The 17,246-nt window shown below is 69.6% G+C and carries 18 protein-coding genes and 7 pseudogenes; 7 read left to right on the top strand and 18 right to left on the bottom strand.

Features of this window, described 5'->3' with window-relative positions:
- The 8 genes from KAE78_RS11895 to KAE78_RS11865 are packed head-to-tail and all read right to left on the bottom strand — an operon-like array spanning position 1 to position 3,838.
- The gene (locus KAE78_RS11895) at positions 1-933 is read right to left on the bottom strand and encodes a helix-turn-helix domain-containing protein (protein ID WP_223170970.1); all 933 of its coding nucleotides are present in this window, start codon (positions 931-933) and stop codon (positions 1-3) included.
- The gene (locus KAE78_RS11890; protein ID WP_223170969.1) at positions 900-1,325 is read right to left on the bottom strand and encodes a hypothetical protein; all 426 of its coding nucleotides are present in this window, start codon (positions 1,323-1,325) and stop codon (positions 900-902) included. Before KAE78_RS11890 ends, KAE78_RS11895 begins: the two co-directional genes overlap by 34 nt.
- On the bottom strand, positions 1,291-2,052 hold the full coding sequence (locus KAE78_RS11885; protein WP_223170968.1) for a helix-turn-helix domain-containing protein: 762 nt from the start codon (positions 2,050-2,052) through the stop codon (positions 1,291-1,293). The genes KAE78_RS11890 and KAE78_RS11885 overlap by 35 nt, the downstream gene beginning before the upstream one ends.
- Positions 2,049-2,183: a hypothetical protein gene (locus KAE78_RS17860; RefSeq protein ID WP_262927655.1), complete on the bottom strand. Its 135-nt coding sequence runs from the start codon at positions 2,181-2,183 to the stop codon at positions 2,049-2,051. Before KAE78_RS17860 ends, KAE78_RS11885 begins: the two co-directional genes overlap by 4 nt.
- Entirely contained in the window at positions 2,180-2,374 is a 195-nt protein-coding gene (locus tag KAE78_RS11880) for a hypothetical protein (protein WP_223170967.1), read from the bottom strand. Before KAE78_RS11880 ends, KAE78_RS17860 begins: the two co-directional genes overlap by 4 nt.
- A 2-nt stretch (positions 2,375-2,376) precedes the next feature.
- Positions 2,377-2,892, bottom strand: a complete 516-nt coding sequence (locus tag KAE78_RS11875) for a phage antirepressor KilAC domain-containing protein (protein ID WP_223172485.1) — start codon at positions 2,890-2,892, stop codon at positions 2,377-2,379.
- The gene (locus tag KAE78_RS11870; RefSeq protein ID WP_223170966.1) at positions 2,892-3,110 is read right to left on the bottom strand and encodes a hypothetical protein; all 219 of its coding nucleotides are present in this window, start codon (positions 3,108-3,110) and stop codon (positions 2,892-2,894) included. The genes KAE78_RS11875 and KAE78_RS11870 overlap by 1 nt, the downstream gene beginning before the upstream one ends.
- The gene (locus tag KAE78_RS11865) at positions 3,107-3,838 is read right to left on the bottom strand and encodes a DNA methyltransferase (protein WP_223170965.1); all 732 of its coding nucleotides are present in this window, start codon (positions 3,836-3,838) and stop codon (positions 3,107-3,109) included. The genes KAE78_RS11870 and KAE78_RS11865 overlap by 4 nt, the downstream gene beginning before the upstream one ends.
- Positions 3,839-3,913: 75 nt before the next feature.
- On the opposite strand from KAE78_RS11865, the gene KAE78_RS11860 reads away from it, so the two are divergent.
- On the top strand, positions 3,914-4,081 hold the full coding sequence (locus tag KAE78_RS11860; RefSeq protein WP_223170964.1) for a hypothetical protein: 168 nt from the start codon (positions 3,914-3,916) through the stop codon (positions 4,079-4,081).
- Between the two features lie 421 nt (positions 4,082-4,502).
- On the opposite strand, the gene KAE78_RS11855 is transcribed toward KAE78_RS11860, so the two are convergent.
- Both KAE78_RS11855 and KAE78_RS19855 read right to left on the bottom strand, forming a co-directional pair.
- On the bottom strand, positions 4,503-4,883 hold the full coding sequence (locus KAE78_RS11855; RefSeq protein WP_223170963.1) for a hypothetical protein: 381 nt from the start codon (positions 4,881-4,883) through the stop codon (positions 4,503-4,505).
- A complete protein-coding gene (locus tag KAE78_RS19855) occupies positions 4,880-5,071 on the bottom strand; it encodes a helix-turn-helix domain-containing protein (protein WP_223170962.1) in 192 nt (63 codons plus the stop codon). Before KAE78_RS19855 ends, KAE78_RS11855 begins: the two co-directional genes overlap by 4 nt.
- 131 nt (positions 5,072-5,202) lie before the next feature.
- Between KAE78_RS19855 and KAE78_RS11845 the strand changes: the two genes are divergently transcribed.
- Complete coding sequence (locus KAE78_RS11845) at positions 5,203-5,472, top strand: helix-turn-helix domain-containing protein (protein ID WP_223170961.1); 270 nt, start codon at positions 5,203-5,205, stop codon at positions 5,470-5,472.
- Positions 5,473-5,731: 259 nt separating this feature from the next.
- Here the strand turns inward: KAE78_RS11845 and KAE78_RS19850 are convergent.
- Both KAE78_RS19850 and KAE78_RS11830 read right to left on the bottom strand, forming a co-directional pair.
- Positions 5,732-6,879 (bottom strand): annotated as a pseudogene (locus KAE78_RS19850) (AAA family ATPase).
- Between the two features lie 121 nt (positions 6,880-7,000).
- Positions 7,001-7,243, bottom strand: coding sequence for an alpha/beta hydrolase (locus KAE78_RS11830; RefSeq protein ID WP_223170959.1), 243 nt, complete (start codon positions 7,241-7,243; stop codon positions 7,001-7,003).
- Here KAE78_RS11830 and KAE78_RS11825 point away from each other — a divergent pair.
- Positions 7,201-7,443, top strand: coding sequence for a hypothetical protein (locus tag KAE78_RS11825; RefSeq protein WP_223170958.1), 243 nt, complete (start codon positions 7,201-7,203; stop codon positions 7,441-7,443). The two genes, KAE78_RS11830 and KAE78_RS11825, sit on opposite strands and share 43 nt — an antisense overlap.
- A 139-nt stretch (positions 7,444-7,582) precedes the next feature.
- Positions 7,583-8,664: pseudogene (locus KAE78_RS11820) on the top strand (DUF1611 domain-containing protein).
- A gap of 71 nt (positions 8,665-8,735) precedes the next feature.
- Here KAE78_RS11820 and KAE78_RS11815 read toward each other — a convergent pair.
- Positions 8,736-9,128 carry a DUF1304 domain-containing protein gene (locus tag KAE78_RS11815; protein ID WP_223170957.1) on the bottom strand — a complete coding sequence of 131 codons (393 nt, stop codon included), beginning with the start codon at positions 9,126-9,128 and terminating at the stop codon, positions 8,736-8,738.
- A 198-nt stretch (positions 9,129-9,326) separates the two neighbouring features.
- On the opposite strand from KAE78_RS11815, the pseudogene KAE78_RS11810 reads away from it, so the two are divergent.
- Positions 9,327-10,946, top strand: a pseudogene (locus KAE78_RS11810) (ABC-F family ATP-binding cassette domain-containing protein).
- Between the two features lie 162 nt (positions 10,947-11,108).
- Here KAE78_RS11810 and KAE78_RS18850 read toward each other — a convergent pair.
- The 4 genes and pseudogenes from KAE78_RS18850 to KAE78_RS11790 form a co-directional block, all read right to left on the bottom strand.
- A pseudogene (locus KAE78_RS18850) lies at positions 11,109-11,946 on the bottom strand (CPBP family intramembrane glutamic endopeptidase).
- A 106-nt stretch (positions 11,947-12,052) separates the two neighbouring features.
- Positions 12,053-12,387, bottom strand: a pseudogene (gene trmB, locus KAE78_RS18845) (tRNA (guanine(46)-N(7))-methyltransferase TrmB).
- 26 nt (positions 12,388-12,413) lie between these two features.
- Positions 12,414-12,638 (bottom strand): annotated as a pseudogene (locus tag KAE78_RS18840) (tRNA (guanosine(46)-N7)-methyltransferase TrmB); the annotation flags it as partial.
- Between the two features lie 615 nt (positions 12,639-13,253).
- Positions 13,254-13,661, bottom strand: a complete 408-nt coding sequence (locus KAE78_RS11790; RefSeq protein ID WP_223170954.1) for a hypothetical protein — start codon at positions 13,659-13,661, stop codon at positions 13,254-13,256.
- A gap of 244 nt (positions 13,662-13,905) precedes the next feature.
- Between KAE78_RS11790 and KAE78_RS11785 the strand changes: the two genes are divergently transcribed.
- Positions 13,906-14,604, top strand: coding sequence for an HNH endonuclease signature motif containing protein (locus tag KAE78_RS11785; RefSeq protein WP_223170953.1), 699 nt, complete (start codon positions 13,906-13,908; stop codon positions 14,602-14,604).
- A gap of 225 nt (positions 14,605-14,829) precedes the next feature.
- Here KAE78_RS11785 and KAE78_RS11780 read toward each other — a convergent pair whose 3' ends face one another.
- On the bottom strand, positions 14,830-15,672 hold the full coding sequence (locus KAE78_RS11780) for a DUF3097 domain-containing protein (protein WP_223170952.1): 843 nt from the start codon (positions 15,670-15,672) through the stop codon (positions 14,830-14,832).
- Here KAE78_RS11780 and KAE78_RS11775 point away from each other — a divergent pair.
- Positions 15,671-16,210: pseudogene (locus KAE78_RS11775) on the top strand (TPM domain-containing protein); the annotation flags it as partial. The gene KAE78_RS11780 and the pseudogene KAE78_RS11775 sit on opposite strands and share 2 nt — an antisense overlap.
- Positions 16,211-17,246 lie beyond the last annotated feature (1,036 nt).

Here is a 17,246-nt window from a genome sequence, read left to right as displayed (position 1 = left end):
TCATATTTGACGCCCCCGAGGGGACATATTTGACGCCCCTGTGGATGATTGAGGGGCGTCATTTTTGTCGCCCCTGTGGATAGATTTCGGGGTGTCGTCGAGGACGAGGATCGTGTAGATGTTGGCGGTCTGGCGGATGCCGTCGAAGTCGGCGTCGACGGCGATCGCGCCGCGTTCTTCGAGCTCCCGGATGCCCCGGTCGATGGTCTTGACGGAGACGTTGAGGGTCTCTGCCATGGTCTTCCTCGACGGCCACGCCTTGCGGCTCCTCTCCGCGCTGTAGGTCCACAGGAGCGCGTAGATCCGCACGGCGCGGTCGGAGACGTTCGGGTCGCGGACGAGGACCTCGGGGATCTGCGCAAAGGCCCGTATCGGTTCTTGATTCGGGTGGGCTTGTCGGCGCCGGCGCTGCTCTTGGTCACTCTGCCGCGCCTCCGCCCGCCACCATGGCCGCTTGCTCACGGGCTCGGCCGCGGCGGCCTCGAGCTTCCCGATGCGTCGAGCGGCCATGGCAGACATGTTGGCCAGAGCACTAATCAGCTCGATCAGGCGGATCGGATCCGGCGTCGGGCCGCAGTAGGCCTTCACCACTTCGAGCACGTGCAGGGACAGGTGCTCCTTCTGGGGCAGGGTGCTGGCGCGCTGCTGGTCAATGGAGAACGCGACGATCTCCCGTGCCGCGGCCATGGTCTGGTCAGAGCGGGCGCGGAGCGCGGTGTATGCGGCGTCTCCGAGCTGGGCGCGCAGCTGCTCGTCGAGTGACTCCTCGTCGGGCATCTCAGGCCGCCGTGGGGAGGTTGGCGACGATGATGCCGTCGGCGAGATCCACAGCCCGGGAACAGGGGGTGTCGAGGTGGTTGTGGCCGAGGGCGACCTCGATCGCGTCGGGATCAGGCCGGTCATGTGCTCGAGGGTGTGGACCGTGGTCTCCACATGCCCGTTCTCGTCCGCGATCGCGGCGAGCGCGAGGTGTACGAGGCGGCCGACGGGTTGGGGTCTTCTCCGGCGAAGGCGGCGGTGATGACGGGGCGTGCGGGGTCATGCGGTTCTCCTTGGGCGGTAGTGGCGTCGTGCTTGCTGGTGGGCGAAGTTGAGGGCGGCGATGCGGCTGGCGAAGAATGTGGGGCCGCCTGCGGGGATACGGAGGGCGCCGCGTCCGCGGATGGGGCGGACGGCCCAGACGAGAGCGCGTGGCGAGCGGTCTTGACCTCCGGGTCGGGTGTGATGGTCTCGCCGAACATGGTGGGGCGGAGGTATTCGCGCCAGACGAGCCAGCGGAGTTCTCCGTGGCTAGTGCCTTCGATGACGTCGGTGGGGGTGCTCATGCGGCTCTCCTGGTGATCTGCTCGTGCTGGTCCCAGGCGGGGAGTCCGAGCTTGTTGCGGATGCGTTCGACGGTGCGTTCTGTGCAGCGGATGCGGTCGGCGATGCGGCCGTCGGACCAGTGCTCGGCGTGGAGGATGCGGACGCATTCACGGCGATCGACCGGGGTGAGGGGCACGGGGTGGCCGGCGATCGCGAGGTCGACGGCGATCGGGTCCGGGGTCGTGTCGGCTGTGTCGACGGTCGCCGGGTGGGGTCGTTGTCGATGTCGTCCCAGGCCAGCGGTGGCACCCAGCCGCGGCGTGCGGCGAGCGCCTGGGTGCGGTGCACGCTCATGCGCTGTCCCTTGGTGTCGGCGGGCGGTGTGGACAGGCAGAGGTCGTCGTAGGCGCGGGCGATGCGCTGGTGGGTGCTCGTCTTGATGGTGGGCTGGTAGAGGACGGCCGAGAGGCGGGCTTGTCGGATGCCGGTGCGGCGGGAGATCTCGGATTGGGACCAGCCGAGGCACATGAGGGCTTGGACTCGCCGGCGGGCGGCGGTGGCGTCGATGAGGCTGTCGAAGACGTGGGCGCGGCCGGCGGCGAGCATGTGCCGTCGGTAGAACGAGTACTCGCGGTGTGCGCCCTTGCAGTCGGGGCAGGTGCAGCCGTGGGCGGTGGCGCAGGTGAGGGTGTCTCCGTGCCGGTGCTCAGCTGGGCACCGGTAGTCGGCGGGGCGGTGGGCGCTCATGGGACGAGGACCATCCCGACGATGAAGACGGAGATCGTCGTGGCGGCCGCGGTGCCGGTGATGATCAGCGCCGCCCAGTCGCGGAGGCGGTCGTGGCGGGGTCGGCGCCGGTTGTGGGGGACGCCGTTCACCGGGCGCTCCTCGCGAGGGCGACGTTGCCGACGATCAGGGCGGCCGCGACGACCACGGCGATCAGCATCGCGATCGCCAGCGGGAGCACGGCGAGCGCCCACATGACGGCGATCAGGATCGCGAAAGCGGCGAGGGTGTAGACCCAGTGGCGCCAGGTCGTGCGCCCGGGAGCGGTGGTGGGAGTGTCCATGATCATCCTTCGGTGTCGGGGATCGGGAGGGTCTCGGGCTCGAAGAGGACCGGCTCGCTGTGGAGGGCGTGCAGAGTGCGGCGGAGCTCCGTGAGGCCGGTCTGAGTGATGTAGAGCTGGTCGTAGTAGCGGCGGGAGTTGCCGGCACGGATGACGACAGCGCGGATGGTGAGCCAGTGGTGGCGGCGGGCGGTGGCAGTGGGCTGCCAGTGGCCGTCGGGGTGGCGCTCGGCCCAGCCGATGTGCTCGAGGTGGGCGAAGAGGCTCTGCCGGCCGATGGAGACCGTGGGGTCGCGGTCGAGGATCTCCGCGGCATGGGCGACGGTGAACGCGGCGGTGTGCGGCTCGAGGGGGACGGCGCCGGCGAGGACCTCGTCGTCGAGGATCTCAGGCAGGGTCTCGCCCATCCACTCGAGCAGCTCCGTGGTCTGGTGGGTGGGGGTGTGCTCGAGCACGGCGACCGCGGAGGCGAGGTCGTACATCGGGGTCAGCTCGGCGTCCGCGTTGCGCCGCCACATCACTCGCGGCTCGATCGTCGGGTGCACCGGCTCATCGCCGTCCGCGTCGACCTCGGCGAGCGCGTGGAGGTCGGGGGCGGCGATGAGGATCGCGTCGCGGTCGACGAGGACGCGGAGGGTGCCGTGGTGTGGCCAGTGGAGGGCAGGAAGACGGCGTCGGGGTGTGTGGGGCCGGTGTCGCTGGTGGGGATCTGCGCGACCGGCCAGTCGACGCTCATGCGGGGTCTCCGGGCTCGAAGAGGTCGAGGCGGCTGGTGATGCGTTCGACGATCGCGTCGCAGTAGTGCTCCTCGAGCTCGAAAGCGACGATCGGGCGGCCGAGGGCTCGGGCGGCGGCGATGGTGGAGCCGCCGCCGGCGAAGGGGTCGACGATGAGGCCGTCGGGGGCTGCTGTGATGAGGTCGGCGAGGAGCTTCTCGGGCTTGGAGTGGATGTGGCGGGCGACGTGGGCGCGGTTCTTCTGGGTGGAGTGGCGGAGGATGCTCGAGGAGCTGTCGCTGAGGCGCTGCCATCCGTCGCCGCGGACGAAGATCGTCTCGTGGGCGTAGCGCCAGGCGCCGCCGTTGAGGCCGAGCTGGGCTTTGTCCCAGACGAGTCGGTCGGACCAGCCGCCGGGCGGTTCCTCGAGGCGGGGTGTGCCGAACATCGCGACGGGCTTGTCGCCCCACAGCTCGAGCACGGCGTCACGGACGGTGGTGTCGAGGTCGTTGGCGATCGTGACGCTACCGCGTCGGCTGGAGCGGAATCCGTAGCCGCCGGCGAGCTTCTGCAGCCCGTAGGGCGGGTCGGTGATCATGACGGCCGCGCCGGTCCAGAGCGACGGGTCGGTGAGGCAGTCGCCGTGGTAGAGGGTGACGAGGCGGTCCTGGTAGTAGAGCGTTGGTGCGGCCGCGGAGCGATAGGCTCCCGGCTCCGCGGCCGCAGTGTCGGTGCCAGAGTGGTGCACCGACTGCTCTACCCTCGGGGCTGTGACCCCACGGTCGTCCCCTGCGACCGGAGACCCTGAGGGAGAGAGATCAGAATGAGAGCTGGAACCCTGGACGTCGTCCGCAACCTCCGCGCCGCGGCCGTCGACGACATCGCCGACCTTGCCGAGCGGGGCGCGAGTGACCGGATGACGATCTCGGCGGAGTTGAACCGCATCTGGGACGCGCTCGAGCACATCGCCGCTCGCGTCGATGCGGGCTGACCGCGCCGGCCGGCGACGGTCGGTGTTCCGGATCGAGACCCGGTCCGCGTGGATCGTGAACGATTGCCGCACGGCTACTCACCGCCCCCGGCGAGCGCGACGGATACGATCGCAGGCATGGAATGGTTGGAGACGGTGGCATGGGGCGACGTCGCGACGTGGGCCGGCGTTGCAGCCGCGCTGATCGCGTCGGCGGTGGCGCTTGCTTTCGGCGTCCGCGCGGAGCGACGAGAGGCGTATCGTCCGCTTTGGGTTGTGCTGCCAGAGGGTCGCTTGGTGAATCGCACTCGGGAAGATGCCAGTGAGGTGTGGGTGATGCTCGAATCAGCGACCGAGCTCGTCGGCTCGCACAAGTTCTCCTCGGTGGCGCCCGACGAGGTGATCGAGTTGCCGGTCTGGGAGCTCGGCGCTTCTGTGACGGTCACTTGGGTCCGTCCTTCGACAGTGAAGCTGTATGTGTGGCCGTGGACGCGAACGTCACGCCGCCGCGTTCGTCGCCTCCGACGGCACGTGAACCGGCTGAACAGGAAGCACAACGCTTCTGCCCGTCGTCGGGGACAGCTGTGGCCGCATCCTGGGTCTTGATCACGTTCAACGGTCGATAGTCCGGGTCGATCTCATGCCCACAGGTCGCGCATGTAGGCCAGAGCTGGGGGAGTGTCTTCCCGGTCACGGTGTCGTAGGTGCTCCAGAACGCGTCCGCCAGCAGCTCGAAGACTCCTGCCGCGCGAAGCTGTAGCACGAGGCCCGCGATCGCGACGATCAGCGTGACGGCGACCAGCCCGACGAGAACCTCGTTCACGACTGCTCACCACCCTCGGCGAGCGCGAGAACGTCATCGACAAGGAAGCGTCGTTGCCCGCCGGGGGTGCGGGTGTGGTTCAGCTTGCCGGAGTCGGCGGCACGCCGGATGGTGTCGATGGAGAAACCTGAGATCCGAGCGGCCTCTGTTACGCCAATTCGTCGATCCTGCGCATGCGTAGTTTGCATGATGAGAACATAAGCACACGTCGCAAACATACGCAAGCGTAGTGTGATTGCGTGTCGTGCGTGTTTCGGTGGCGCTTGCGTAGGTTTGCCGAGGGTTGCATAATGTTCCTATGAGCACACCAGCACCCGCAGTGGACACCATCTACGTCCCGGACTGGACCTTCGCCGACAAGTTCCGGAAGGCCCGCATGTCGATCGGGATGGAACAGCGAGAGTTCGCGGCCGCGCTCGACCTGACGCCGAGCACTGTGGCCGCGTATGAGACCGGCCGCTCGGCTCCCCGCTTCCGCGCGGTGCCCGATCTGGCAAAGCGGCTCCAGCTACTCACCAAGATTGACTACCGCTGGTTCCTCGACGTTGGTGGCTCGACGCCGCCAGACCTCCGAACGTTGGTACCGTAGGTCGCAGGTTCGACTCCTGTCGGGGGCACGAACGAGAAAAGCCGCCCTCTGGGGCGGTTTTTCTCGTTCTACACCTCCCGTCTGACGGGCCCCTGTCGCCCAGGAGGCTCCGCGCGCCGCTCCCCCTCGCGACCCGCTGTCCGCACGCAACGTTGCGGCGCGTGGAGAGGGCGATAGGGACGCGGGGGCACACACGATTGAGCCGAGCGCATGAGCGCTTGCGCTCATTGCCGAGGCGATTGAGTGTGCCGAGGATCCCTCAGCGCGAGGGCCAGTGCCAGCTTGGGCGCTCCAGCGGCAGCTGATCGCGCACGCGCGTGCCGAAGCCCTCGGACTCGAGCTCGACGATCGCACCGTCCGCTTCGGCGAGCGCGCGGCGCAGCAGCGCCGAGTGGGTGACCACAACGACCTGGGTCTGCGCGGCGGCTGCGGCCAGCAGCGCACCCAGCGGCTCGAGGAGGCTCTCGTGCAGACTCGACTCCGGTTCGTTCACCACGAGGAGCGGCGGGGGAACGGCAGGCAGCAGGGACGCGCACAGCAACAGATAGCGCAGAGTGCCGTCGGACAGCTCGGCCGCCTCGAGAGGACGCAGCAGCCCGGGCTGGTGCAGCTGCAGGCGGAACACGCCGTCGGCGACCGCGACCTCCACGCGCGAGCCCGGGAAGGCCCGCTCGACCGCGTCGTCGAGCGGGCCTCCGCGGGCGGCGTCCTGCGTGGTCGCCCAGACCGCCGCGAGATCGGCGCCGTCGTCGCTCAGCCATCGTGTGCGCGTGCCCACCTGAGGCATCCGCGCCGGTGCCGCGGCGTCGGTGCGGAAGTGGTCGTAGAAGCGCCAGGAGGCGATCCGATGCCGAAGCGCCACCGCCTCCGGCTGCGCCGTGCCGTCGGCAAGATCGAGCAGGACGCTCTGCCCGGCCCCAGGCTCTGTGTCAGCGACACCCATCCGTCATCGCCCCGGACTCGGACGCCGGCGCTCCGCCGGTCAATCATCAGAGACCCCGGACGGGCGGCGGGCCCGCTGAAGACCTGCTCCCGCTTGATCTCAGGGTCGCGGACGAAAGGACTGGGACCGCGCGGATCGATCTGCGGCAGACCCAGATCGAGGATGTAGCCGAGTTCGTCTCCGGCGAAGCCCAGCCGCACCGAGACCGGGGACTTCCGCACGGTGCCCTGCGCACCCGGACCTTGAGGGGTCTCCGGTCCCGCCCACAGCACACTGCTCAGTCCGCCCTCGCGGGCGATCGCCGCGACCGCCTGCCCGTGCCCGGCCGCGGCGAGCAGACGCAGGGCGCGGTAGAGATTGGACTTCCCAGTGCCATTGGCGCCGGTGATCACCGTGAGCGGGCTCAGCGGCAGCACGACGTCGACGAGGGAACGGTACCCGGCGACGGCGAGGGTGGTGAGCATATGACCATCCTCGCAGGAGCATCCGACAGCCCGGCTTAACCCCTATCGGTCGACATCGGATGCCGGGCTCAGACCCGTCGTGCCCGAGCACCCCGACCCGTAGCCGGGGCGACGCCGCACATCATCCGAGCTTCTCAGCGAGCCACGACCGTGCGGTTCCCAGCAGATTCTGCGCGAGCGTCGTCTCACACGCCCAGTTCTCGAAACCGTGCGCGCCACCCTCGACGATCTCCAGCCGGGTGTCCACGCCGGCGGCCGTGAGCCTCTCGGAGTAGGTCACGACCTCGTCGAAGAACAGCTCGATGTCGCCGGCGCAGAGCCATGCGGACGGAAGCCCTCGGAGATCCTCTCGCCTGCCCGGCACGGCATAGACTGCGCGCCGTCGTCGCCGAGGTTCTGCGTTCCGCCCAAGCGTCCGGAGAAGTGCGAGCCGACGTCGAGGCCGAGGATCTTCTCGTCGCCGTCCCCATGCTCGCACTGACGGTCGCCAAGGCGCCGGAGGGTCTGCGCCGGGACACCGGAGCCCGGGCCCGGCGCGTGATCGAGGCGCGCTTCCTCGCCTGACCGAGACCCACAGCCGCCCCACATCCCCGCCTGATAGGGTCGCTTCACCGACAGACGTCGGATCAGGGAAGACTTCTCGTTGCTGCTGGGCGTTCCGACCCCGCCACGACCCCGTCGCCTCCTCTGAACTACTCAGAGGATGATCATGTTCCTGTCCGATTCCCGCCCCGATCTCTCCGACTCCGGCGCCGCCCTCGCCGCTCTCCCGCACGGGACGACGGCCGTCGTCTACTGCGAGGGCCAGTTCGGCGAGCAGGACGGCAAGACCGCGAACGGCCTGGTGCGCCACTCGGAGAAGTACGAGGTCCTCAGCGTCATCGACAGCACCCGGTCCGGCGCCGACGCCGGCAGGTTCCTGGACGACACGCCCAACGGCATCCCGGTGCTCGCGAACCTCGCCGAGGCCATCGCCCACGCCGGGCAGGTGCCGGACTACCTGATCTGCGGCGTCGCGCCCGCGAGCGGACTCCTCTCGGAGGCCCAGCGTCTCGTGCTGCTGGACGGCATCGCCAGAGGCATGCACATCATCAACGGCCTCCACGAGTTCCTGAACGACGACATCGAGTTCGCGGCCGCGAGCCTGCGTGCGAACGTGACCATCACCGATGTGCGCCGGCCCAAAGCGAAGAAGGACCTCCACCCGTTCTCGGGCCGGATCTTCGACGTGACCTGCCCGCGGATCGCGGTGCTCGGCACGGACGGGGCGATCGGCAAGCGCACGACGGCGACGCTGCTGGTCGAGTCGCTCAACGCCCGCGGCATCAAGGCCGTGCTCGTCGGCACCGGACAGACGACGATCATCCAGGGCGGAAAGTACGGCGTCGCCCTGGACGCACTGGTACCCCAGTTCTGCTCCGGCGAGGTGCGCTCAGCCACCCGGCGTACCTGACCTCCGCCTACATCCTGCGCGGCAGCAGGCCCGCGGGCGTCATCGTGCAGCACGCGCCGAAACGTCGGACCCTGGGCGACTTCCCGATGTTCCCGATGCCGAGCGTGGCCAGCGAGATCGAGCTGATCGAGGCCTTCGCCGACACCGAGGTCATCGGCGTCACCATCAACCACGAGCACATGAGCGACGGCGAGATCGACGAGGCCATCGCCGAGTACGAGCTCGAGCTCGGCGTCCCCGCCACAGATCCCCTCACGCGGCCGCTCGACCGGCTCGTCGAGATGGTCCTGCGCGCCTTCCCCGCGCTGGACACGTCACTCGCAGCGAGCTGACGGCGACCTGGCCGGAGAACCGGCACACGTCCGTCAGAGCGCATCCCCCGCCGCCCGGGCGGCGCCGGGTCTCAGCCCAGCGTCACCGTGAGGGTGAGGGCGACGATCGCCAGCAGCGGGATGCCGCCCTGCATCACGGCGGCACGCAGCATCCGCCGGTTCGAGAGGAGCAGCACGAGGGAGGCGGCGAGCATCATTCCGGTGCCGGCGAAGATGAGCGTGAGCCCAACCGTGAGGTGACCGGAGTAGGTCAGCACGATGCCGAGAATCGTCGTCAGCGCCAGGAAGAGGTTGTAGAAGCCCTGGTTGAAGGCGAGCTGCTTGGTCGTCTGGGCGTCGGCCTCGCTCCGGATGCCGAAGATCTGCCGCGTCGGCTCCTCGGTCCATCGCAACGACTCCAGCACGAAGATGAGAATGTGGGTGACGGCCGCACCGGCGGCGGCGATGATACCTATCAGGAGCATCTGTCGATTCTCGCATCCTCTCAGCGCCATCCCCGCAACGCTTGCTACCATTCCCTCGTGCAGTGGTACTTCTTCATCTGATCTGAGCTGACCTCTCCGCCCGCTCCGGGCGGTGGAGGTCCTTCGCGTATCCGCGCGCACTCGCCTGCGCGACCGCACTCAGATCCAGAGGAACCCCTCGTGACCATCACCATCTCCCTGCCTGCCCGCGCGCAGGCGCAGTTGTCCGCATCCGATATCCACGTCGCCCGCTCCGGTCGCCCGGTTCTGGCCGGCGTCGACATGCTCATCTCCCCGGCTCGCGCTGGGGGTCGTCGGCGAGAACGGCCGCGGCAAGTCCACGCTCCTGCACGTCCTGGCGGGTTCTCTCGCCCCGGATGCCGGTGAGGTGCGCCTCCACGGCACCCTCGGAGTCGCCGAGCAGTCGCTGCCCGCCCACGACGACCGCACCGTCGGCGACGTGATCGACATCGAGCTGGCCGCGGCACGTACCGCGTTGACGGCGCTGGATGCCGCGGCATCCGATCTCGCAGACGACCCCGTCGGCGCGGCCGAGGCCTACGCCGAGGCGCTCCGCGCGGCGGAGCAGCTCGACGCCTGGGACGCCGACCGGCGCGTGGACATCGCGCTGGAGGCGCTCGGCGCCGAGACCGACCGCGCCCGCCCGCTGTCGACGCTCTCGGTCGGCCAGCGCTACCGGGTGCGGCTGGCGTGCCTGCTCGGCGCCGATCACGACTTCCTGCTGCTGGACGAGCCGACCAATCACCTCGACGCCGACGGGCTCGACTTCCTCACGCGCGCGCTGCGCGCCCATCGCGGCGGCGTCGTGATCGTCAGTCACGATCGTGCCCTGCTGTCGGATGCCGCCACCGCCATCCTCGACCTGGACCCCAGCAAGGACGGCCGCGCGCGTGTCTACGGCGGTGGATTCGCCGCCTACCGTGAGGGGCGTGAGGCCGAGTGGGAGCGCTGGGTCGCCGAGCACGAACGGGAGCGCGCCGAGCACGCCCGGCTGACGCAGGATCTCTCCGAGGCGCAGAACCGGCTCGTCTCGGGCTGGCGTCCCCCGAAGGGCACCGGAAAGCATCAGCGGGCGACGCGGGCACCGGCACTCGTGCGGTCGGTGCACCGTCGACGCGACGAGCTGGAGAGGCACGCGGTCACGGTGCCCGAGCCACCGCTGCGATTCCGGATGCCGGAGCTGCCGGCCCGCCCGAGCGTCACGCTCGTGCGTGCCGAGGACGTGCGCGTGGCGGGGCGTCTGGAGGAGCCGGTGACGCTTGTGCTGGAGTCCGGCGACCGCCTGCTCATCACGGGTCCCAACGGCACCGGGAAGTCCAGCCTGCTGGGCGTGCTCGCCGGTTCGCTGGAGCCGACGGGCGGCGAGGTGCGGCGCGCCCGTGCCGCCCGCATCGAGCTCCTCGCGCAGGAATCGTCGCTGGTGAGCGCGCTCAGTGCGCGGGAGCTGTTCGAGCGCCGCCTCGAGAGGCTGCGCCGTGAGGGCGGGTGGGGTTCCGGCGACGTCCCTCGCTGTCGGCGCTCGGACTGCTCGGGGCCGCGGATGCCGCGAAGCCCTTCTCCGCGCTGTCGATGGGCCAGCAGCGCCGGGTCGACCTCGCACTCGCCCTTGCGGCCCGGCCGCATCTGCTGCTGCTCGACGAGCCGACGAACCACCTCTCCATCGCGCTCGTCGACGAGTTGACCGAGGCGCTGGATGCCACGGAGGCCGTCGTCGTGATCGCGACGCACGATCGGCAGATGCGGCGCGATCTTGCGGGATGGCCGGAGCTGGGACTGCCGGCGGCATCCGGCGCATGAGGCTCCGGCACCCGCCTCCCCTCAGGTCGTTGAGTGAGCGCAGCGAGTCGAATCGCACGGGCGTCGATAGCATCCAAGCCAGGGCGTTTCGTCTCGATCGGCTTCGCCGCTCTCGCTCAACGATCGGGTTGCGCTCGTGCGCAGCACGAGCGCTGATAGGCCTCAGACCAGGAAGATCTCCCACATCCCCGGGTTGTGGGCGTGCACGAGCACGGCGAAGACGACCGCGTCGAAGAGCAGGTGCACGGTGACGACATAGGCGAGGGATCGCGTGCGCAGGAAGATCCAGCCCTGGAGCAGCGCGAAGGGGATCGTCAGCAGCGGGCCCCACTCGCGGTAGCCCAGCTCCCACAGGAACGACACGAAGACGGTCGCCTGCAGGACGTTCGCCACGGCATCCGGGAAGTGCCGGCGCAGCAGCACGAAGACGGTGCAGATGAAGAACAGCTCGTCCCAGATGCCGACGGCGCCGACGCCGACGAAGAGGCGCGCGATGAGGTCGGGCGTGTCGACGACGGGCCAGTTCTGGTAGACGCCGGAGGTGATGAAGTAGAACGGCAGGATCAGCCAGCCGAGCACGAGCACGCCCACGAGCCAGCCCCAGTGCAGCGCGCCCCAGCGGCCGCCTCCCCGCCACGGAAAGCTGATCGCCCGGTCACGGAAGACGAAGCGTGAGATCACGTAGGGCACCACGACCGCCCGCCGAGGGCGAGGGTGAACCGCAGGAAGGCGAGGTTGTCGAGTTTGGCTGCCAGCGGCACGAGGCTCACGATGAGCATGCCGATCGCGATGAGCGCGAGGTCGCGGGTGAGGGAGGGTCGGATGCCGTCGCGCGCTGTCTCTCGATCAGCAGTGCTCCGCCCACGCCGGCCGCGAGCAGCAGCCACCCGAGCCACGAGATCTCCAGGACGAACAGCGCAGGAGCGGCGAGACAGACCAGCACCGCGGGGATCAGGCCGATGCCCACCCGGCGCTCTACGGCGACCTCGGCGTGGCTCATGCCGGCTCCTCGTGGTCGCTCGGCCCATCGCCTGTGCGCGGCTTCCGCCGGTAGGTCAGATCGCGGATGTCGCGCCCCTTGGCGAGCCCCTTGCGCTCGAAGGCGGTCATGATCCGCCCTTCGTAGCGCTCGGCCCACTCCCCTCGAAGGCGCGCTCGAGAAGCGGCTCGGCATCGAGCACCGCGCGCATCTGCAGCGCGTAGTCCTCCCAGTCGGTCGCCAGTCGCAGCACGCCGCCGTCGCGCAGGGCGCGGGCGGCGGTAGGGCCGAAGCCCTCGCGCACCATGCGGCGCTTCGTGTGGCGCTTCTTGTGCCAGGGTCGGGGAAGAAGATCCAGACCTCGGATGCCGCGCCCTGAGGCAGGAAGCTCTGCAGCACCTCCGGAGCGTTGGCCTCGACGAGCCGAAGGTTGCGCGCGCCCGCCTTGTCTGCGTCGAGCATCGTGCGGGCCAGGCCCGCCGGAACACCTCGACGGCGAGGAAGTCGTCGCCGGGGCGGGAGGCAGCAGCCGCGACGATCGCATGGCCCTGTCCGGAGCCGATCTCCACGATCAGGGGCGCCTCGCGTCCGTACTCGGATGCCGGGTCGAGCCGGGCCTCGGGGTGCACCGAGGTGGACGCGATGTCGCGGGGGACGTCGAGCAGGTAGTGCGGAGCGAGATCGGTGAAGGCGCGCTCCTGGGCCTCCGACATCCGACCGCTGCGGCGCACGAACGAGACGGGTTCATCGCGGAAGGTGCGCGGTTCGGGCATGGGTCAAGGGTACCGGGTGCCGGAGCCGGTCCGCTCGCTCCCGGCTCTCCTTCTCGACGCACGTGAGCAGCGAGCAACGCACGCGTTCACGGCGGATGCGACCTCGTTCTGCGTCGCCTCGGCAGGCAGGGGTCCACTCGCTCGTCACCGGGCGGACTGAGATCATGTCGGCGATGTCCACGCTGGCGCCTCGCGTCTCACGCTCTGAAAGGCCAACGACATCCGTTATCTTTTCGTGATACTCATGCGGTCGAAACTTCGTTCGAATGTCGGTGGTCACTGAGAGTCTTGACGTATGACGTTCTTCGCCTCGATCGCCGACTCCCTCGAGGGGTTGCGCGCGCGGCTGGCGGGGCAGAGGTCGATTCCGTTACACAAGTGGTCGCAGCGCTCGACGACGATGCGGTGGTGGCGGTTCTCGCCGAGGCAGACCAGCTCGCGAAGCTGGCAGGCATCGTGCGGGCGGCAGCCAGCGGTGTGATCAGCGCGCGGTCGAGCCGTCGGCATGGGCACGCCGGGCTCGCGCAGGCACGCGGGCACCGCAGCGCCGCCTCGCTACTGCAAGATCTCACCGGAACGACGCGGGCCGAGGCGGCCAAGCAGGTGCAGCTCGGAGCGACTCTCTTGGAGAGCAGCGGTGCCGCTGCCGCGCCGGTCGGCTCGCCGCCCGACACCGGAGCGGCGGGTGAGGGTGAACCGGCTGCCGGGATGCACGATGCTGCGCGCGCGACCGAGCCGTGGCATGCACCGCTCGGTCGCGCGATCACCGCGCAGCGGATCTCGGCGGAGCAGCACCACGCGATCCGGAAAGGGCTGGGCGAGCCGCCGGTGACCGAGGCGAGCGGTGCGGGCGATGATTCCGCTGCCTCGATCGATGAAGTCGCCACGCGTGCTGCCGCTGACGCTGCGGCCCGCGAAGCGTGGTCCTTGGCGGCAGAACAGCTCATCGACGAGGCCGCGCACCGCACGGTGGAAGAGCTCGGGCGCGCCGCGCGAGCGCTGCGCGATCAGCTCGACCCGAGGGCGCGGAGCGTCGCTATGCGCAGCGATTCGAGAACCGCTCGTTCCGGCAATGGGTCGATGAGCACGGTCAGCACCGCGCGTCAATGGTGCTCGACGATCATGCGGCGCTGTGGCTGTCGAGCGCGATCGGCGCCGCGCTGCGTCCCCGACGCGGCGGCCCCGTTTCGTCGATCGCGAAGAGAAGGTGCGGGCCGAAGAACTCGTCGCCGACACCCGCGACAACAACCAGCTCGCCTACGACCTCATCATCGACATCCTCAAGGCCGGCATACTCGCCGACGCCAAGAACGTCTTCGGCAGCCGGCAGGCCGGCGTGAGGCTCATCATCACCCATGAGGCCCAGCAGGCGGCCACGAGCGGCGGTGCCGCGATCGGCATCGCCGAAGACGACGGCACGGCTCTTCCGGCGTGGGTGCTCTCGCAGCACGCATGCGAATCGGGAACCACCGAGTGTCACCTCGACCACGACGGCAACCCGCTCTACCTCGGTCGTGAGCAACGCCTGTTCTCTTCGAAGCAGCGCATCGCGCTGGCGATCCGCGACGGCGGATGCCGATGGAAGGGCTGCGACCGACCGCCCTCCTACTGCGAGGCCCACCATATCGACCAGTTCGACCGAGATCAGGGGCGCACCGACATCGATCGCGGCATCCTGCTCTGCCGATTCCACCACATGCAGCTTCACCACGGCGGATGGCGCATCACGCGAGGCGGCGCCCAGGACTTCCTCCTGCATCCGCCGAGGACCATCCCTCGGCGTCGCCGATCGTTCTCGCGCCACGGCTGTCGCGGCGATATCTCTGGGGCGACATCGGTCCGCCCCGCAACGCTTCCGCGCCCCGACGTCGACCGTCGATGTCGCCGCCTGAACCGACGAGACTGAACCAACGAGCCCGAACGAACGAGCCTCAACGGCGTCAGTGAGCGCAGCATGCATCGGACCGGTATCGGTGAGTGCAGTGCGTATCGGACCGATATCGGTGAGCGCAGCGTGCGTGGGGCCGATCTCGCCCGCTCTCACGTCGATCACGTGCGGCCCCTCCGAGTCAGGGCGGGAACGCGCATCCCGGATCGGGAACGCGCGTCCCGGGTCACCGCGCGCCCTCGCTCAGCGAGCGGGAGGAGCCGTCACGAAGTCGATCAGCTCCTCCACACGACCCAGGAGCGCCGGCTCCAGGTCGCGGAACGACCCCACCCGACCGAGGATCCGCTTCCAGGCATGGGCGATGTCGGCCTGATCAGATGCCGGCCAGCCGAACGCCCGGCACACGCCGGTCTTCCAGTCGGTGCCGCGCGGGATCTCGGGCCAGGCTCGGATGCCGAGAGCAGCCGGGGTCACGCACTGCCAGACGTCCACGAAGGGATGCCCCACGATCCGCACGAAACGCCCGTGAGGTCCGCGCTCGATCGCCTGGGCGATCCGCGACTCCTTCGACCCGGGCACGAGGTGGTCGACGAGCACACCATAGCGGCGCTCGGCGCTGGGCGGCTCGGCGCGCAGCAGATCGTCCAGCAGATCGACGCCCTCGAGGTACTCCACGACGACGCCCTCGATCCGCAGGTCATCGCCCCACACCTTCTCGACGAGCTCGGCATCGTGCCGTCCCTCGACGAGGATGCGGCTGGGCAGCGCCGTGCGCGCCCGCGCATCCGCGACCGCGAAGGATCCGGATGCCGTGCGCCCTCGCGCGGCCTGCGCCACCGCCGGCGCGACGAGCTCGACGGGCTCGCCGTCGATGAGGAACCCGCGCCCCATCGGGAACAGGCGCCGCTTCCCGCGGAAGTCCTCGAGTTCGACCAGGCCGCCCTCGCGCTTGGTCACGGCCCCGCAGAAGCCGTCCTCGGCGACCTCGACCACGAGATCCACCTCGGCGGGGACCTGCGGGACGACCTTCGCGGCGCGCTCGCGCCACCCGGGCGCGAGCACATCGGATCCGTACCTGTCGTGCATGCCTCTCAGCGTATGTGCGAACGACGATCGTTCCGCGCACCGCGAACGGCGTTTGCGAGGCCGCACTGTCGCGCGTCGGCGGCTGTGCATAGACTCGTGCCGTGGGGTTGCCGGTTCGAGCGGAGGGAGCGGGATGCGGGCTCGCTGGGTGATCGCGATCGGCATCGTATGGGCTTTCCTCGCTCCCGGCTGGGCGGCGACGGCGGCGCCCGCGACCGACCCCGGCCCGCTGAGTCCGGGCACCTACATCACGGACGTGAGCGACGTGCTCACACCGGCGCAGGAAGCCGCCGGCGACGAGCGACTGGCGCAGTTGGCACGCGACACGGGCGTCGACCTGTTCCTCGTCTTCGTTCCCGAGTTCACCACTCCTGCGAACGACCGGGCCTGGGTCTCGGAGACCGCCGAACGCAACGGTCTCGCCGACCATCAGTACCTCATCGGCATCGCGACCGATGCCCGGATGTTCGCGATCAACGGCGCCGACGGTCTGCTCTCGGCCGCCGACCGGACGAAGGTCACCAACGCGATGCTGCCGTCCCTCGGGAACGACGACTGGGCAGGGGCGATCAACGCCGCCGCGGCCGAGATACAGGACATCCTCATCGACGGTCCGGCCCGCGACGCGCGGACGTGGGCGATCATCGGCATCGTCGTCGCGGTCGCCGTGGCCGTGATCGTCGTCGTCTTGCTCCTCCGCCGCGCGCGCAGACGTGCCGCCGAGCACGCGAAGCGGGAATCCGAGATCGCCGAACTGGCGCAGCAGGCGAACATCGCCCTCGTACGCACCGACGACCTCGTCCGGTCCAGCGAACAGGAGCTGGAATACGCCCGCGCGCAGTTCGGCGACGAGGTGATCGCGGAGTTCGTCACGGCGCTGGCGACCGCGCGCACAGACCTCAACGAGGCGTTCTCGCTCAAGCAGAAGCTCGATGACGAGATCCCCGACAGCGACCAGGAACGCAGGGACTGGAACACGCGCATCCTTGCGCTCTGCTCCGAGTCCACGGAGTCGCTCGAAGAACGCAAGGCCGACTTCGACGAGTTGCGCGAGCTCGAGCAGAGCGCACCCGCCGCTCTTGAGAACGTGCGGGCGCTCCGGGCGGCCGCCGGTGCCGAGATCGACCGGGCGGATCAGATCCTCGCTCGGCTGACCGCGGCGTATGTTCCGGCTGCGATCTCTGCCGTCGCCGACAACCCGGCACAGGCGCGCGTACGGATGTCGTTCACCGACGAGCAGATCCACGCCGCCGACGACGCGATCGTAGAGGGCCGCACCGGCGACGCCGCGGTATCGATCCGCGCCGCCGAGGGCGCCGTGCAGCAGGCGACCCAGCTCGAGGACGCCGTGGAGCATCTGGCGAACGACCTCAAAGACGCCGAGGACCGCAGCGCCGCCCTCGTCGCCGACCTCCAGCAGGATCTGCAGACAGCGGCGGCGCTTCCGGACGCCGACGGCGCCGTCGCACAGGCGATCGACGCCACCCGGCAGCATCTCGCGCGGGCACAGGCCATGCTCGGCGACACGGGTCGCGACCCCGTCGAAGCGCTGCGGATCCTCGAAGCCGCCAACA

The sequence above is a fragment of the Microbacterium sp. NIBRBAC000506063 genome, assembly GCF_017968845.1.
In the GTDB taxonomy this organism is placed as follows: Bacteria; Actinomycetota; Actinomycetes; order Actinomycetales; family Microbacteriaceae; genus Microbacterium.
Note: the sequence above shows the minus strand (reverse complement) of the source record. Positions and strands in the feature narration are given on the sequence as shown.

Bases quoted from the DNA above. Each gene is read 5' to 3' on its own strand.
- KAE78_RS19855 (WP_223170962.1), bottom strand. From the start codon at position 5,071: ATGCAAACTACGCATGCGCAGGATCGACGAATTGGCGTAACAGAGGCC.
- KAE78_RS11870 (WP_223170966.1), bottom strand. From the start codon at position 3,110: ATGAGCGTCGACTGGCCGGTCGCGCAGATCCCCACCAGCGACACCGGC.
- KAE78_RS11780 (WP_223170952.1), bottom strand. From the start codon at position 15,672: ATGCACGACAGGTACGGATCCGATGTGCTCGCGCCCGGGTGGCGCGAG.
- KAE78_RS11825 (WP_223170958.1), top strand. From the start codon at position 7,201: ATGCGGACGGAAGCCCTCGGAGATCCTCTCGCCTGCCCGGCACGGCAT.
- KAE78_RS11875 (WP_223172485.1), bottom strand. From the start codon at position 2,892: ATGTGGCGGCGCAACGCGGACGCCGAGCTGACCCCGATGTACGACCTC.
- KAE78_RS11890 (WP_223170969.1), bottom strand. From the start codon at position 1,325: ATGAGCACCCCCACCGACGTCATCGAAGGCACTAGCCACGGAGAACTC.
- KAE78_RS11885 (WP_223170968.1), bottom strand. From the start codon at position 2,052: ATGAGCGCCCACCGCCCCGCCGACTACCGGTGCCCAGCTGAGCACCGG.
- KAE78_RS11815 (WP_223170957.1), bottom strand. From the start codon at position 9,128: ATGCTCCTGATAGGTATCATCGCCGCCGCCGGTGCGGCCGTCACCCAC.
- KAE78_RS11860 (WP_223170964.1), top strand. From the start codon at position 3,914: ATGAGAGCTGGAACCCTGGACGTCGTCCGCAACCTCCGCGCCGCGGCC.
- KAE78_RS11880 (WP_223170967.1), bottom strand. From the start codon at position 2,374: ATGGACACTCCCACCACCGCTCCCGGGCGCACGACCTGGCGCCACTGG.